Source organism: Pseudomonas sp. 05N433, assembly GCF_056396925.1.
Genome location: NZ_JBFTML010000001.1, coordinates 162,401 through 177,281, shown reverse-complemented (window position 1 = coordinate 177,281; position 14,881 = coordinate 162,401). Strand labels below are relative to the sequence as shown.

12 protein-coding genes and 2 tRNA genes are annotated in these 14,881 nt (G+C 59.5%); 10 read left to right on the top strand and 4 right to left on the bottom strand.

Annotated features, from left to right (window positions below; translation table 11 throughout):
• The 4 genes from AC1DIS_RS00780 to AC1DIS_RS00765 all read right to left on the bottom strand — a co-directional run.
• Positions 1–1,506, bottom strand: a 1,506-nt coding sequence (locus AC1DIS_RS00780) for an ABC transporter permease (RefSeq protein WP_477780711.1), incomplete at its 3' end; no start/stop codon positions are given.
• Complete coding sequence (locus AC1DIS_RS00775) at positions 1,506–2,516, bottom strand: extracellular solute-binding protein (RefSeq protein ID WP_018928496.1); 1,011 nt, start codon at positions 2,514–2,516, stop codon at positions 1,506–1,508. The genes AC1DIS_RS00780 and AC1DIS_RS00775, both read right to left, overlap by 1 nt.
• 329 nt (positions 2,517–2,845) lie before the next feature.
• Positions 2,846–2,932, bottom strand: a tRNA-Leu gene (locus AC1DIS_RS00770).
• 165 nt (positions 2,933–3,097) lie between these two features.
• Positions 3,098–3,184, bottom strand: a tRNA-Leu gene (locus tag AC1DIS_RS00765).
• Between the two features lie 226 nt (positions 3,185–3,410).
• Between AC1DIS_RS00765 and rnr the strand changes: the two genes are divergently transcribed.
• The 10 genes from rnr (at position 3,411) to AC1DIS_RS00715 (ending at position 14,795) form a co-directional block, all read left to right on the top strand.
• Positions 3,411–6,041, top strand: a complete 2,631-nt coding sequence (rnr, locus tag AC1DIS_RS00760) for a ribonuclease R (RefSeq protein WP_018928495.1) — start codon at positions 3,411–3,413, stop codon at positions 6,039–6,041.
• Entirely contained in the window at positions 6,038–6,805 is a 768-nt protein-coding gene (gene rlmB / locus AC1DIS_RS00755) for a 23S rRNA (guanosine(2251)-2'-O)-methyltransferase RlmB (RefSeq protein WP_018928494.1), read from the top strand. The genes rnr and rlmB overlap by 4 nt, the downstream gene beginning before the upstream one ends.
• A gap of 234 nt (positions 6,806–7,039) precedes the next feature.
• Positions 7,040–7,462 (top strand): 30S ribosomal protein S6, encoded by a 423-nt coding sequence (gene rpsF, locus AC1DIS_RS00750; protein WP_007939579.1) that lies wholly within the window; start codon positions 7,040–7,042, stop codon positions 7,460–7,462.
• A gap of 28 nt (positions 7,463–7,490) precedes the next feature.
• On the top strand, positions 7,491–7,721 hold the full coding sequence (rpsR, locus tag AC1DIS_RS00745) for a 30S ribosomal protein S18 (protein WP_002551829.1): 231 nt from the start codon (positions 7,491–7,493) through the stop codon (positions 7,719–7,721).
• Positions 7,722–7,757: 36 nt separating this feature from the next.
• A complete protein-coding gene (locus AC1DIS_RS00740) occupies positions 7,758–8,651 on the top strand; it encodes a YybS family protein (protein WP_019582207.1) in 894 nt (297 codons plus the stop codon).
• Between the two features lie 19 nt (positions 8,652–8,670).
• Positions 8,671–9,117, top strand: coding sequence for a 50S ribosomal protein L9 (rplI, locus tag AC1DIS_RS00735; protein ID WP_007939577.1), 447 nt, complete (start codon positions 8,671–8,673; stop codon positions 9,115–9,117).
• Between the two features lie 136 nt (positions 9,118–9,253).
• Positions 9,254–10,651, top strand: a complete 1,398-nt coding sequence (gene dnaB, locus AC1DIS_RS00730; protein WP_019650685.1) for a replicative DNA helicase — start codon at positions 9,254–9,256, stop codon at positions 10,649–10,651.
• Between the two features lie 259 nt (positions 10,652–10,910).
• Positions 10,911–13,214, top strand: coding sequence for a YgiQ family radical SAM protein (locus tag AC1DIS_RS00725; RefSeq protein WP_026286605.1), 2,304 nt, complete (start codon positions 10,911–10,913; stop codon positions 13,212–13,214).
• A 214-nt stretch (positions 13,215–13,428) separates the two neighbouring features.
• Positions 13,429–14,349 (top strand): NAD synthetase, encoded by a 921-nt coding sequence (locus AC1DIS_RS00720; protein WP_477744199.1) that lies wholly within the window; start codon positions 13,429–13,431, stop codon positions 14,347–14,349.
• Complete coding sequence (locus tag AC1DIS_RS00715) at positions 14,346–14,795, top strand: hypothetical protein (RefSeq protein ID WP_019582210.1); 450 nt, start codon at positions 14,346–14,348, stop codon at positions 14,793–14,795. Before AC1DIS_RS00720 ends, AC1DIS_RS00715 begins: the two co-directional genes overlap by 4 nt.
• Positions 14,796–14,881 lie beyond the last annotated feature (86 nt).

Below are 14,881 nucleotides of genomic sequence, written 5' to 3'. Positions count from 1 at the left end.
CAACAACGCCGCATAAGGCGCCGCCGCCGCGAACTCCACATTCGCGGTATGCGCCCAGACTTCCGTCGCCAGCGTATTGAGCCCGGTCGGGCTCAGCAGCAGCGTCGCCGTCAGTTCCTTCATCGCATCCAGAAACACCAGCGCAAACGCAGCACCCAGGGCGGGAAAGATGATGGGCAGGGTCACCCGACAAAACGCGCTGAAAGACGACGCCCCCAGCGTGCGTGCGGCCTCTTCCAGTTGCGGTGCGGCCTTGTTCAGTGCGGTGCGAATCGGTGCTTGCGCCAGTGGCAGAAACAACAGCGCATAGGCTATCAGCAACAGCGTCGAGGTCTGGTACAGCACTGGCACATAATGCAGGGCGAAATACACCAGGGTCAGCGCAATCACCAATCCCGGCAGTGCATGCAGCAGATACGGCAAGCGCTCGGCCCAGATTGCCAGTCGGCCTTTATGGCGCACCACCAGCAACCCCACCGGCACCGCCAGCACCAGGCACAGCGCAGCGCCACCGAGCGACAGCGCCAGCGACGAGAGCAATGCCTCGCTGATCGCGGCCACCGGGAACGCTGCCGACGAACCCACCATCAGCCAGTACGCCAGCATTCCCAGTGGAATGCCGCTGCCGATGATCGCCAGCAGCAAGCAGTAAAGTTGTCCCACAGCCGTCCACGGCCCGAGGCGAACCTGCTCCGCATGCCGCGCAGCGCCCTGACCGGTGCGTACGTGACGGCCTTTGCCGCGCACGCGTAACTCAAGCCATAGCAGCACCAGGCACAGCGCCAGCAACACCGCAGAAAGCATCGCTGCATTGGCGTTGCTGAATTCCAGTTCGAACTGCTGATAGATCGCCGTGGTAAAGGTTTGCAGGCCGATGATCGACAGCGCGCCGAACTCCACCAGCATGTGCAGCGCAATCAACAGTGAACCGGCCAGCAGTGACGGCCAGAGCAGGGGCAGGGTGATTTTGAAGAATACACCCCAACGATTCTGCCCCAGGGTGCGGGCAGACTCTTCAAGAGAGGGGTCGAGATTGCGCAGCGTTGCCGCGACCGGCAGAAAGATCAGCGGGTACTTGGACAGCGTCATCACCAGAATCGCCCCGCCCAGCCCTTCGAAGTGAGCGCTCAGGGACACCCAGGTGAAACTGCTGACAAACGCCGGCACTGCGAACGGCAGGCACAGGATCACGCCCCATAACCGCCGTCCCGGCAGATTGCTGCGCTCCAGCAGCCAGGCGAGTGACAGGCCAATCACTCCGCAGGCCAATGTGACGCCCAGCATCAGCGCCAGGGTATTGCGCAGCAGGCCAAACACGTAGGGCCGCCACAGCAGATGCAGTGCCTCGGCCCAGCCGGCTTGCCAGGTTTTGAGGCCGACATAGGCCAGCGGCAACAGGCTGAGTACCACCAGCAGCAGAACCGGTAGCAGCAGCCATATCGACGGCCGCTTGCGCCTTGGCATGTAACCCCCATGCGAAGCGGGGGCGGATAACGAGGTGCTCATCAGTTCAAGCCAACGTCACGTTCCAGGTCCAGGGCTTCTTCGGCGTTGCCGAGATCGGCTGGCGTGACGTTCGGCGCTTGCAGTTCGCTGAACGGCTTGAGACCGCGATCCGATTCCATGCCCTTGTGCAGCGGGTATTCAGCGGTGGTCTGGGTGATCACACGCTGACCTTCTTCGCTGGCCATGTAGGCGAGCAATTGCTGGGCTTCTTTTGGATGTTTGCTGGATTTCAGTACGCCAGCGCTGGAAACGGTGATCAGTCCGCCGACGTCGCCACCGGTGAAGTAATGCAGTTTCGAATCGAGTTGGCCTTTTTCACGCTGTAAGGCGAACCAGTAGTAGTTGTTCACCAGCACGGTGGCGACTTCGCCATTTTCCACGGCTTTCAGTGCAACCATGTTGTTGCTGTAGGTTTTGCCGAACGCACGCAGGCCGGTCAGCCATTCTTCGGCGGCGTCCATCCCGTGGACCTTGATAATCGCCACCGCCTGTTCCTGGAAGGCGCCGCTGCTGGGCACGAAGCCGACCTTGCCTTGCCATTTTGGATCGGAGAATTCCATGACCGACTTGGGCAGGTCTTTTTCGTCGATCAGTTTAGGGTTGAAGGCGACGACCCGGACCCGCGCGGTGATGCCGATCCAGGTGCCATTGCCGGCAACGTAGTCCTTGGGCAGGACTTCAAGTGTGGCGGCATCGGCTTTCGCCAGCAGGCCTTGTTCGCCGAGCTTGTTCAGCGGTGGCGATTCTTCGGTGTAGATCACATCGGCGGGGGAGCGATCGCCTTCTTCGACGATCTGGCTGGCGAGTTGGTTGCTGCTGCCCTTGCGCACATTGACGTGAATCCCGGTCTTGGCTTCGAAGGCTTTGGCGACGGCGTCGCCGACTTCCTTGTGTTGACCGTTATAGAGTGTCAGGGAAACCGGATCGGCGGCTTGGGTGAGGGGCGTGGCGAGTGTCAGGCCGAGGAGGGTGATGGTCAGGCCGCGGCGCAGGGTATTTCGAAGCATCATTCGCAGGGTTCCTCACTGTCGCATTGCAAAAACTTGAAACAATGATAAACGATATTGCTTCTCAAGTGCGCCTTGCAGGGCGGGTGAGGGTTTTGCTAGAGGGGCTGGTGCAGATCTTTGTGGCGAGGGAGCTTGCTCCCGTTCGGCTGCGGAGCAGTCGCAAAACCGGGCAATAAGGATTGACTGAAAGAATGAGGGGGCCGCTTCGCAGCCCAGCGGGAGCAAGCTCCCTCGCCACAAGGGGCGGCTATGGCTTCAAAGGCCAGAAACGCAAAAACCCGCTTTCGCGGGTTTTTGTGAAATTCAAGATCGTGACCTTGAATTTGAATTGGTGCCCAGAAGAAGACTCGAACTTCCACGACCTTGCGGTCACCAGCACCTGAAGCTGGCGTGTCTACCAATTTCACCATCTGGGCATGATCTTCAGCGTTGCCGCTGTTGATGTGGCGCACTATACGGAGAGCATTTTGATCTGTAAACCCCTGATTTAATTTTAATAATTCAGAAGCCTGAAATGCAAAAACCCGCTTTCGCGGGTTTTTGTGTGAGCCTTGAAATTGATCTAATCTCAAGCTCGAAATTGGTGCCCAGAAGAAGACTCGAACTTCCACGACCTTGCGGTCACCAGCACCTGAAGCTGGCGTGTCTACCAATTTCACCATCTGGGCAGTATCGGCAGCGCTAGTGCGTCGTCGATGGCGCGCACTATACGGAGCGTCTTTTTAACTGTAAACCCCCGTCATCAAAAAAAACTGGAAAATTTTACCGGCGGCATTCAAATCAGCTTCGCGGTGTCGATAAAGGGCTTTAGATGGGCTGTCATAGCCTGAAATTTCCCGTTTCATTACGCCTATGCCAAACTAACCCGCATATAGACAAGGTGAAAACTCTCTAATGGCCGATTGGCAGTCCCTCGATCCCGAGGCCGCTCGTGAAGCGGAAAAATATGAAAACCCTATTCCTAGCCGCGAACTGATCCTTCAGCACCTTGCTGATCGAGGTTCGCCTGCTAACCGCGAGCAGCTGGTCGAAGAGTTTGGTCTGACCACAGAAGACCAGATCGAAGCCCTGCGCCGCCGCCTGCGCGCCATGGAGCGCGACGCTCAACTCATCTACACCCGTCGCGGCACTTATGCGCCGGTGGACAAGCTCGACCTGATCCTGGGCCGCATCAGCGGTCACCGTGACGGTTTCGGCTTCCTGGTCCCGGACGACGGCAGTGACGACCTGTTCATGAGCCCGGCGCAAATGCGCCTGGTGTTCGATGGCGACCGTGCCCTGGCACGTGTTTCTGGCCTCGACCGTCGCGGTCGCCGCGAAGGCATGATTGTCGAAGTGGTGTCCCGTGCCCACGAGAGCATCGTCGGTCGTTACTTCGAGGAGGGCGGTATCGGTTTCGTCGTCGCAGACAATCCGAAGATCCAGCAAGAAGTGCTGGTGACGCCAGGTCGCAATGCCAACGCGCAGATCGGTCAGTTCGTTGAAGTGAAGATCACTCACTGGCCGACGCCACGCTTCCAGCCGCAAGGCGACGTGGTCGAGGTGGTGGGCAACTACATGGCACCGGGCATGGAAATCGATGTTGCCCTGCGCACCTACGATATTCCGCACGTCTGGCCTGAAGCGGTCTTGAAAGAAGCCGCCAAGCTCAAGCCCGAAGTCGAAGAGAAAGACAAAGAGAAGCGCATCGACCTGCGTCATCTGCCGTTCGTGACCATCGACGGTGAGGATGCGCGCGACTTCGATGACGCGGTCTACTGCGAAGCCAAACCGGGCAAGCTGCGCCTGTTCTCCGGTGGCTGGAAGTTGTACGTGGCGATTGCCGACGTTTCCAGTTACGTGAAAATCGGTTCGGCGCTGGATAACGAATCCCAGGTTCGCGGCAACTCGGTGTACTTCCCCGAGCGCGTGGTGCCGATGCTGCCTGAGCAGTTGTCCAACGGCCTGTGCTCGCTGAACCCGCACGTCGATCGCCTGGCCATGGTTTGCGAGATGACCATCTCCAAATCCGGCGAAATGACCGACTACTGCTTCTACGAAGCGGTGATTCACTCCCATGCCCGCCTGACCTACAACAAGGTCAGCGCCATGCTGGAAACGCCGAAAGCCACCGAAGCGCGTCAGCTTCGTGGTGAATACACCGACGTTCTGCCGCACCTCAAGCAGCTGTATGCGCTGTACAAGGTTCTGCTGGCGGCTCGTCACGTGCGCGGCGCGATCGATTTCGAAACCCAGGAAACCCGGATCATCTTCGGTTCCGAGCGCAAGATTGCCGAAATCCGTCCGACCGTTCGCAACGATGCTCACAAGCTGATTGAGGAATGCATGCTGGCGGCCAACGTGGCCACCGCCGAATTCCTGAAGAAGCACGAAATCCCTGCGTTGTATCGCGTCCACGACGGCCCGCCGCCGGAGCGTCTGGAAAAACTGCGCGCCTTCCTCGGCGAGCTCGGCCTGTCCCTGCACAAAGGCAAGGACGGTCCGTCGCCGAAGGATTACCAGGCTTTGCTCGCGGGCATCAAGGATCGTCCGGATTTCCACCTGATCCAGACCGTCATGCTGCGCTCGTTGAGCCAAGCGGTGTACAGCGCCGATAACCAGGGCCACTTCGGCCTGAATTACGAGGCCTATACCCACTTCACTTCGCCGATCCGCCGCTACCCGGACTTGCTCACGCACCGGGCGATTCGCAGCGTCATCCATTCGAAAATGGACACCCCGCACGTTCGCCGTGCCGGCGCGATGACCATTCCGAAGGCGCGGATCTATCCGTACGACGAAGCGACCCTGGAGCAGCTCGGCGAACAGTGCTCGATGAGCGAGCGCCGTGCCGACGAAGCCACCCGCGACGTAGTGAACTGGCTCAAGTGCGAGTTCATGAAAGACCGCGTGGGCGAATCGTTCCCGGGGGTGATCACCGCCGTGACCGGTTTCGGCCTGTTCGTCGAACTGACCGATATTTACGTCGAAGGCCTGGTGCACGTCACCGCGCTGCCGGGTGACTACTACCACTTCGATCCTGTGCACCATCGCCTCGCCGGTGAGCGTACCGGTCGTAGCTTCCGCTTGGGCGACACCGTTGAAGTGCGCGTCATGCGCGTCGACCTCGACGAGCGCAAGATCGACTTCGAGATGGCCGAAAAAACCATCAGCGCACCGATCGGTCGCAAAAAGCGCGGCACTGAAACCGCAGCGCCTGCTATCAAAACAGCTGCCGAGCCAGTACTGGCCAAGGCCGGGCGTCGTCCGGCCAAGGAAAAGGCCGTCGAGGCCTATCGTCCGAGCGATGCGGCGGCAAAAAATGCCGAGTTGCGCAAAAGTCGTGAAATGAAACAGGCATTGCTGTCTGAAGCGAAAAGCGGCGGTAAAGCGGCGTCTGGGGGAAAGACCGGRCGGTCGGCGCCTGACAAGGCCTCCGGCGGCAAGCCAGCCAAACCGAGCAAACACCGTAAAGGCCCGCCAAAAGCGGGTTCCGCTCCAGCCGCCAGAAGCGGCGGGGCGCGTAAACCTAAGGCCAAGTCATGAGTCAGTTGGAAAAGATCTACGGCGTGCACGCAGTAGAAGCGTTGCTGCGTCACCACCCAAAACGCGTCAAGCAGATCTGGCTGGCTGAAGGCCGCAGCGATCCGCGCGTTCAGACGCTGATCGAACTCGCTGCCGAAAATCGCGTGGCCGTCGGTCAGGCAGAGCGTCGCGAGCTGGACGCCTGGGTTGAAGGCGTGCACCAGGGCGTGGTGGCGGACGTCAGCCCGAGCCAGGTCTGGGGCGAGGCGATGCTCGACGAGCTGCTCGATCGCACCGAAGGCGCGCCTTTGCTGCTGGTGCTCGACGGCGTGACCGATCCGCACAACCTCGGCGCTTGCCTGCGTTCGGCCGATGCGGCCGGCGCGCTGGCGGTGATCGTGCCGAAGGACAAATCAGCCACGCTGACCCCGACGGTTCGAAAAGTTGCTTGTGGCGCGGCGGAAGTGATTCCGTTGGTCGCCGTGACCAACCTGGCGCGCACCCTGGAAAAACTCAAGCAGCGCGGCTTGTGGGTCGTCGGTACGGCGGGCGAGGCTGAGCAGGATCTGTATCAGCAGGACCTGACGGGCCCGACCATCCTGATCATGGGTGCCGAAGGTAGCGGCATGCGCCGCCTGACTCGCGACCTTTGCGACTATTTGGTACGCCTGCCGATGGCTGGCAGCGTCAGCAGCCTCAACGTGTCCGTCGCCACCGGCGTCTGCCTGTTCGAAGCGCTGCGCCAGCGTGGCGTCAAAGCCGCCGGGACCGCCAAAAAGTCCTGAGACTCCTCTGCAGGAGTCGCCGCAGGCGGCTCCTGCAAGTGTTCGGCTTTCCAGTCGAAGTGATTGTTCAAATAATCACCAATTGCCTTGCACCTCCCTCGACCCTTCTCTATAATTGCGCCCCTTGCTGTGACGGCAGGCACGCATGTGTCTATCGCAAGCAAGTCCATAAGTGTCATTCACTCCTTGTCTGACCGCTTTTGAGCGGCAGGCTACAACCCGTAAGGAGCATTCATGCGTCATTACGAAATCATCTTTTTGGTCCACCCGGATCAAAGCGAGCAAGTCGGCGGCATGGTTGAGCGTTACACCAAGCTGATCGAAGAAGACGGCGGCAAAATCCACCGTCTGGAAGATTGGGGCCGTCGTCAACTGGCCTACGCAATCAACAATGTTCACAAGGCTCACTACGTGATGCTGAACGTTGAGTGCACTGGCAAGGCCCTGGCCGAGCTGGAAGACAACTTCCGCTACAACGATGCAGTGATCCGTAACCTGGTCATCCGTCGCGAAGAAGCCGTTACCGGCCAATCCGAGATGCTCAAGGCTGAAGAAAACCGCAGTGAGCGCCGTGAGCGTCGCGACCGTCCTGAGCACTCCGACGCTGAAGGCGTTGACAGTGATGACAGCGACAACAGCGATAACGCTGACGAGTAATCCACGGACCTTTTGAGGAGCCTATTACATGGCACGTTTCTTCCGTCGTCGTAAATTCTGCCGCTTCACCGCTGAAGACGTGAAAGAGATCGATTACAAAGATCTCAACACTCTGAAAGCTTACGTATCCGAGACCGGCAAAATCGTTCCAAGCCGCATCACCGGTACCAAAGCACGTTATCAGCGTCAGCTGGCCACCGCTATCAAGCGCGCCCGCTTCCTGGCCCTGCTGGCCTACACCGACAGCCACGGCCGCTGAGACCGGGCAGTCGACACGTAGCAAAGGATTGAATGCATGCGCGCCTTAGCTGAGTTCATCATGCGCGGCCGTATGCAGGCCACTCTGGTAGTGGCCGGATGCGCAACATTGCCGTTGTTGTATTGGTTGGGTGCTGCCGCTGGATGCCTTGTGCTCCTGCGGCGCGGATTGAAGGACGCCGTTGGCGTACTTGCTCTGGGACTGCTGCCGGCGTTGATCTGGTGGCTTTTCTTCGACGACCCACGGGCACTTCTGGTGCTGCTGGGGTCTTCGAGCCTTGCGTTGGTTTTGCGCGCAAGCGAGTCCTGGAACCGCGTGCTGCTGGTCAGCATAGCGATGGGATTGGTGTTTTCAGTGGTGCTGGGGGCGGCTTTTGCGCCCCAGATCGAGATGCTGGCGCAGGCTTTGATAAAAGTCATGCCGTCGCTACTCGGTGAGGTCTACCAGCAATTGTCGGTAGACGAGCAAGCGCGCTTTGCGTCCCTGATTGCACCGGTCCTGACTGGCCTGATTGCGGCGTTGTTGCAAATCGTCAGTGTGCTGAGCCTGATTGTCGGGCGCTACTGGCAGGCGTTGTTGTACAACCCGGGTGGTTTTGGTCGCGAGTTTCGCGCCATCCGAATCCCGCTGGGACCGGCGATGTTGCTGCTGGCGTTAATGCTTCTGGGGCCAAATCTTGGCCCGCAGATGGCCATGTTGACGCCGTTGTGCAGCGTACCGCTGGTGTTCGCCGGGCTGGCCCTGATTCACGGGCTGGTGGCGCAAAAGCGACTGGCCAAGTTCTGGCTGGTGGGGTTGTACGTCACGCTGTTGCTGTTCATGCAGCTGATCTATCCGTTGCTGGTGGTTCTGGCCATCGTCGACAGCCTGATTGATTTTCGCGGTCGTTCGGCACCGAAAGATGCCGATAGCGCGAACGGTGAAGGTTAAAAGTTAAGAGGATTTTCACATGCAACTGATCCTTCTGGAAAAAGTCACCAACCTGGGCAACCTGGGTGACAAAGTGAACGTTAAGGCTGGTTACGGTCGTAACTACCTGCTGCCATACGGCAAAGCTACCGCTGCGACCCCAGCCAACCTGGCTGCGTTCGAAGAGCGTCGCGCTGAGCTGGAAAAAGCCGCAGCAGACCGTAAAGCATCGGCTGAAAGCCGCGCCGCCCAACTGGCTGAGCTGGAAGTGACTATCACTGCCACCGCCGGTGACGAAGGCAAGCTGTTCGGTTCGATCGGCACCCACGACATCGCTGATGCACTGACCGCCTCTGGCGTTGAAGTTGCAAAAAGCGAAGTTCGTCTGCCGAACGGCACTATCCGCAACGTAGGCGAATTCGACGTAGCCGTGCACCTGCACGCCGAAGTTGAAGCCACCGTACGCGTTGTCGTGGTAGCAGCTTAAGCAGCACTTGTCGGCTGGCACCCTCGGGTGCTTGCCGGTAACATCGGGCACGATCCTGTTTACAGGTCGTGCCCTTTGTCTTTCTGCAGTTCCTGATTTTCACAACCTCTGCTTCTCCTGAATAAACCAAGTGGCCATGAACGATATCTCCGCTCCCGAGCAATACGATCTGCAAACCGCTGCCCTGAAGGTGCCGCCGCATTCCATCGAGGCCGAACAGGCCGTGCTCGGTGGGTTGATGCTGGACAACAACGCCTGGGAACGCGTGCTCGATCAAGTCTCCGACGGCGATTTCTATCGGCATGACCACCGCCTGATCTTCCGGGCCATCGCCAAGCTGGCGGACCAGAACCAGCCAATCGACGTCGTGACCCTGGCCGAGCAATTGGACAAGGAAGGTCAGACGTCTCAGGTCGGCGGTCTCGGTTACCTTGGCGAACTGGCAAAAAACACGCCGTCCGTCGCCAACATCAAGGCCTATGCCCAGATCGTTCGCGAGCGGGCAACCCTGCGCCAGTTGATCGGCATCAGTACCGAAATCGCCGACAGCGCTTTCAACCCTGAAGGCCGCACCGCCGCCGAGATTCTCGACGAGGCCGAACGGCAGATCTTCCAGATTGCCGAGGCTCGTCCGAAAACCGGCGGCCCGGTCAGCGTCAACGACCTGCTGACCAAGGCCATCGACCGCATCGACACCTTGTTCAACACCGACAACTCGATCACCGGCCTGTCCACCGGTTACACCGACCTCGACGAGAAGACCAGTGGCCTGCAACCGGCCGACCTGATCATCGTCGCCGGCCGTCCGTCCATGGGTAAAACCACCTTTGCGATGAACCTGGTGGAAAACGCCGTGCTGCGCAGCGAGAAGGCTGTCCTGGTTTACTCCCTCGAGATGCCAGGCGAATCGCTGATCATGCGTATGCTGTCGTCCCTCGGTCGTATCGACCAGACCAAGGTCCGGGCCGGTCGCCTGGAAGACGACGACTGGCCACGCCTGACGTCGGCGGTCAACCTGCTCAATGATCGCAAGTTGTTCATCGACGACACGGCGGGTATCAGCCCCTCGGAAATGCGCGCCCGGACCCGTCGTCTGGTGCGTGAGCACGGTGAGATCGGTCTGATCATGATCGACTACCTGCAACTGATGCAGATCCCGGGGTCCAGTGGTGACAACCGGACCAACGAGATTTCCGAGATCTCCCGGTCCCTGAAAGCCCTGGCCAAGGAATTCAACTGCCCGGTGGTGGCACTGTCCCAGCTCAACCGTTCCCTGGAACAACGCCCGAACAAGCGCCCGGTGAACTCCGACTTGCGGGAATCGGGAGCGATCGAGCAGGACGCCGACGTGATCATGTTCGTTTACCGGGACGAGGTGTATCACCCGGAAACCGAACACAAAGGCATTGCCGAAATCATCATCGGCAAGCAGCGGAACGGCCCGATCGGCTTTATCCGCCTGGCCTTCATCGGCAAATACACCCGATTTGAAAACCTGGCGCCGGGTAGCTACAACTTCGACGACGATGAATAACCTGCGCGGGGACTTTGTGGCGAGGGAGCTTGCTCCCGCTGGGTTGCGTAGCAACCCCAAAACCTGAGTCATCCTGTTTCAGGTGCACCGTATTTGCATATGTTGCGACTGCTTCGCAGTCGAGCGGGAGCTAGCTCCCTCGCCACAGGGGTTGCGTATATCGCTCGCTGATTTCCGACCATAGCCGTCGGAATTGGTCAAAATTTGTGCTATATTCCGCGCCCGCGAAATTCAATGAAAGCCAACACCGGTTATCGACATGCAAGCAGCCAAGCCGTTATTTGACTATCCCAAGTACTGGGCCGAATGTTTCGGGCCAGCGCCATTCCTGCCCATGAGCAGGGAGGAGATGGATCAGCTCGGCTGGGATTCCTGCGACATCATCATCGTCACCGGTGATGCCTACGTCGACCATCCGTCGTTCGGCATGGCGATCATCGGCCGGCTGCTGGAGGCCCAGGGCTTCCGCGTCGGGATCATCGCGCAGCCGAACTGGCAGTCCAAAGACGACTTCATGAAGCTCGGCGAGCCGAACCTGTTTTTCGGTGTCGCGGCCGGCAACATGGACTCGATGATCAACCGCTACACCGCCGACAAGAAAATCCGTTCCGACGACGCCTACACCCCCGGTGGCCTGGCAGGCAAACGTCCGGACCGCGCGAGCCTGGTTTACAGCCAGCGCTGCAAGGAAGCCTATAAGCACGTGCCGATTGTGCTCGGCGGCATCGAAGCCTCCCTGCGCCGCATCGCCCACTACGATTACTGGCAGGATCGGGTGCGTAACTCGATCCTGATCGACGCCTGCGCCGACATCCTGCTCTACGGCAACGCCGAGCGTGCGATCGTCGAAGTCGCCCAGCGCCTGTCCTACGGCCACAAGATCGAAGACATCACCGATGTGCGCGGCACCGCGTTCATCCGCCGTGATACGCCGCAAGGCTGGTACGAAGTCGATTCCACGCGCATCGACCGTCCGGGCAAGATCGACAAGATCATCAACCCGTACGTCAACACCCAGGACACCGCCGCCTGCGCCATCGAGCAGGAAAAGGGGCCGGTTGAAGACCCTGGCGAGGCTAAGGTCGTACAGATCCTGGCCAGCCCGAAAATGACTCGCGACAAGACCGTCATTCGTCTGCCGTCGGTTGAAAAAGTCCGTGGCGATGCGGTGCTTTACGCTCACGCCAACCGCGTGCTGCACCTGGAAACCAATCCGGGCAACGCCCGCGCTCTGGTGCAAAAGCACGGCGAGGTAGACGTCTGGTTCAACCCGCCGCCGATTCCGATGACCACCGAAGAAATGGACTACGTGTTCGGCATGCCTTACGCGCGCGTTCCGCACCCGGCGTACGGCAAGGAAAAGATCCCGGCCTACGAGATGATTCGTTTCTCGGTGAACATCATGCGTGGCTGCTTCGGCGGCTGCACCTTCTGCTCGATCACCGAGCACGAAGGCCGGATCATCCAGAACCGTTCCGAAGAGTCGATCATTCGCGAAATCGAAGAGATCCGCGACAAGGTTCCGGGTTTCACCGGCGTCATTTCCGACCTCGGCGGCCCGACCGCGAACATGTACCGCATCGCCTGCAAGACCCCGGAAATCGAATCCGCGTGCCGCAAGCCTTCATGCGTGTTCCCAGGCATTTGCCCGAACCTCAACACCGATCACTCGTCGCTGATCCAGCTCTATCGCAGCGCCCGGGCCTTGCCGGGCGTGAAGAAGATCCTGATCGCCTCCGGCTTGCGCTACGACCTCGCGGTCGAGTCGCCGGAGTACGTCAAGGAGCTGGTGACCCACCACGTCGGTGGTTACCTGAAGATCGCCCCGGAACACACCGAGGAAGGTCCGCTCAACCAGATGATGAAACCGGGCATCGGCAGCTATGACAAGTTCAAGCGCATGTTCGAGAAGTACACCAAGGAAGCCGGGAAAGAGCAGTACCTGATTCCGTACTTCATCGCCGCTCACCCGGGCACCACCGACGAAGACATGATGAATCTGGCCCTGTGGCTCAAGGGCAACGGTTTCCGTGCCGACCAGGTGCAGGCGTTCTACCCGTCGCCGATGGCCACCGCTACCGCGATGTACCACTCGGGCAAGAACCCGCTGCGCAAGGTCACTTACAAGAGCGACGGCGTGACTATCGTCAAGAGCGAAGAGCAGCGTCGCCTGCACAAAGCGTTCTTGCGTTATCACGACCCGAAAGGCTGGCCGATGCTGCGTGAAGCGCTGACCCGCATGGGCCGCGCCGACCTGATCGGGCCGGGCAAGAACCAGTTGATCCCGTTGCATCAGCCAGCGACCGACAGCTATCAGAGCGCCCGTCGCAAGAACTCGACGCCGGCTGGCAGCCACAAAGTGGCCAAGGAAACGACCACCAAGATCCTGACCCAGCACACCGGCCTGCCACCGCGTGCCAGCGATGGCGGTAACCCGTGGGACAAGCGTGAACAGGCCAAGGCGGCGGCATTCGCCCGCAACCAGCAGGCTGCCAAGGAGCGTAAGGACGCGGCCAAAGGCAAGGGGCCGAAGCCTGCGCGCAAGCCGGTCGTGCCGCGTTAATCTCCGCGCCATATCGCAAAACGCCAGCCTTAGTGCTGGCGTTTTGTTTTCTAGCGAGTGTGCGGCCTGTTTGCTAAGGTGGCGCGCACTTCAACGGCTGCCCGGACAACCGATTTCCCTGTATAACGCCCAATCCTGTGGGAGCCGGGCTCGCCCGCGATGACGGCGGCACGGGCAATAAAGATCTCACCCCCGATTCTCAAGGACGATTCACATGAGCAACCCCTTACCGGGCATCGGCATGGATTACAGCCCCTCCCAGTTCATGGCCCGCCAACGCATCGAAAGCCAGATCAACCTGCTACGCCTGTTCGCCGCCATTGACGCCGACCCCGGAATCGTCGGCGCGGGCGTGGTGTACATTGACGCTGAGTTCAACGTAGTGACCCTGCGCGAGTTCAAGCCGATTTGCAGCATCAAGCCCAAGCGGATCATTTTGCGCGAGGCGCAGAAGTACATTGCGCCTGCGCAATTCGCCCAGCAGGTGCAGGACAATCCGCGCGAATCGCGCCTGGTTGGTGAGGCAGTCAACACCAGCTTATCGTGCGCGGGTGCAGTGATCGGCTGGATCGTAGTGCTCAGTGGTTCCGTGGCTATTCCGTTTTCGGCAGGGGCAAGTACGGTGGTCGCTGCGCTCGGTTATACCGCTGCGGCTGCCAGCTCAGTGCAGTGTTTTGCCAGCGGCTATCGGACCCGCAATGAGATCGTCAACCCCGCCCGTAACGATGAGCTCGACAGCGAAGAGTGGTACCAGTACACCATGATTGCGCTGGATGCTGCGTCCTTGGTCGGGGTAGGCGCATCCACGCTGACAGCGCTCAAACTGGTCAGGCTGAATAAGGCCACGACCGGGAAAAGTGTCAGGGAAGTGCTCAGGGGGCTGAATCGACAGGAGCGTGCCAAACTGACCAAAGAACTATTGAGCATCAACGACCCGCGCTTGACGTCGAAGATGATCAAGTTGAAGCAGTTGTCGGGCGAATTGCCCAAGCGTTTCACACCCACCGAGGTCAAGAATGCAACGGTCACTCAGATAAAAGACGCCTTGGGCGCCGCTATCGGTTTTACCGGCAGTGCAATTTCGGGGAATGTCCGCACCATTGCCGTAGGTCTGTACGAGGAGGCTGAGCAATGAATGAGCTGCCCAGCATTCGCAATTTTCTATCGAAGTATTTCCCGGTCTTCATGGGGGCAATATTCGCGTCAATTTTTACCCTGGTCTTTGCGGTGCCTTTGTTTTTCGAAAGCTATTTTCGAAGCCTTCCGTTGGCTGACAACACCAAGTACTCGTTTTTCGGGGGGATCGCGCTGACCCTCATTGTCGTGCACTGCCATTTCATGGTCGCGCGCGGTCGTCCGCATTGGGTGCGGCCTCTGGTTGTGCTTCTGGCCCTTTGTTTTCTTGGGGTATTGCCCACCATTGCATATGAGGTGCATCCCCTGACTTATGCTGTGACGTTGTTGTTCCCATTGCTGGCGCTATTGCTGCTCAACAGCAAGCGTCACCGCGAGATGCGCCAGAAGCTGCTTGAAGTACGTCACTTGCGCCAAGCTGTTATTGCAAAGCACAAAGCCCGTTAGTTGGGTAGATTCGGGCCCCGCCCTTCACACGTGCGCCACAAATATGTGCAACTCTCGCACCATAACCGCGGCCACGGCGCCGTTTT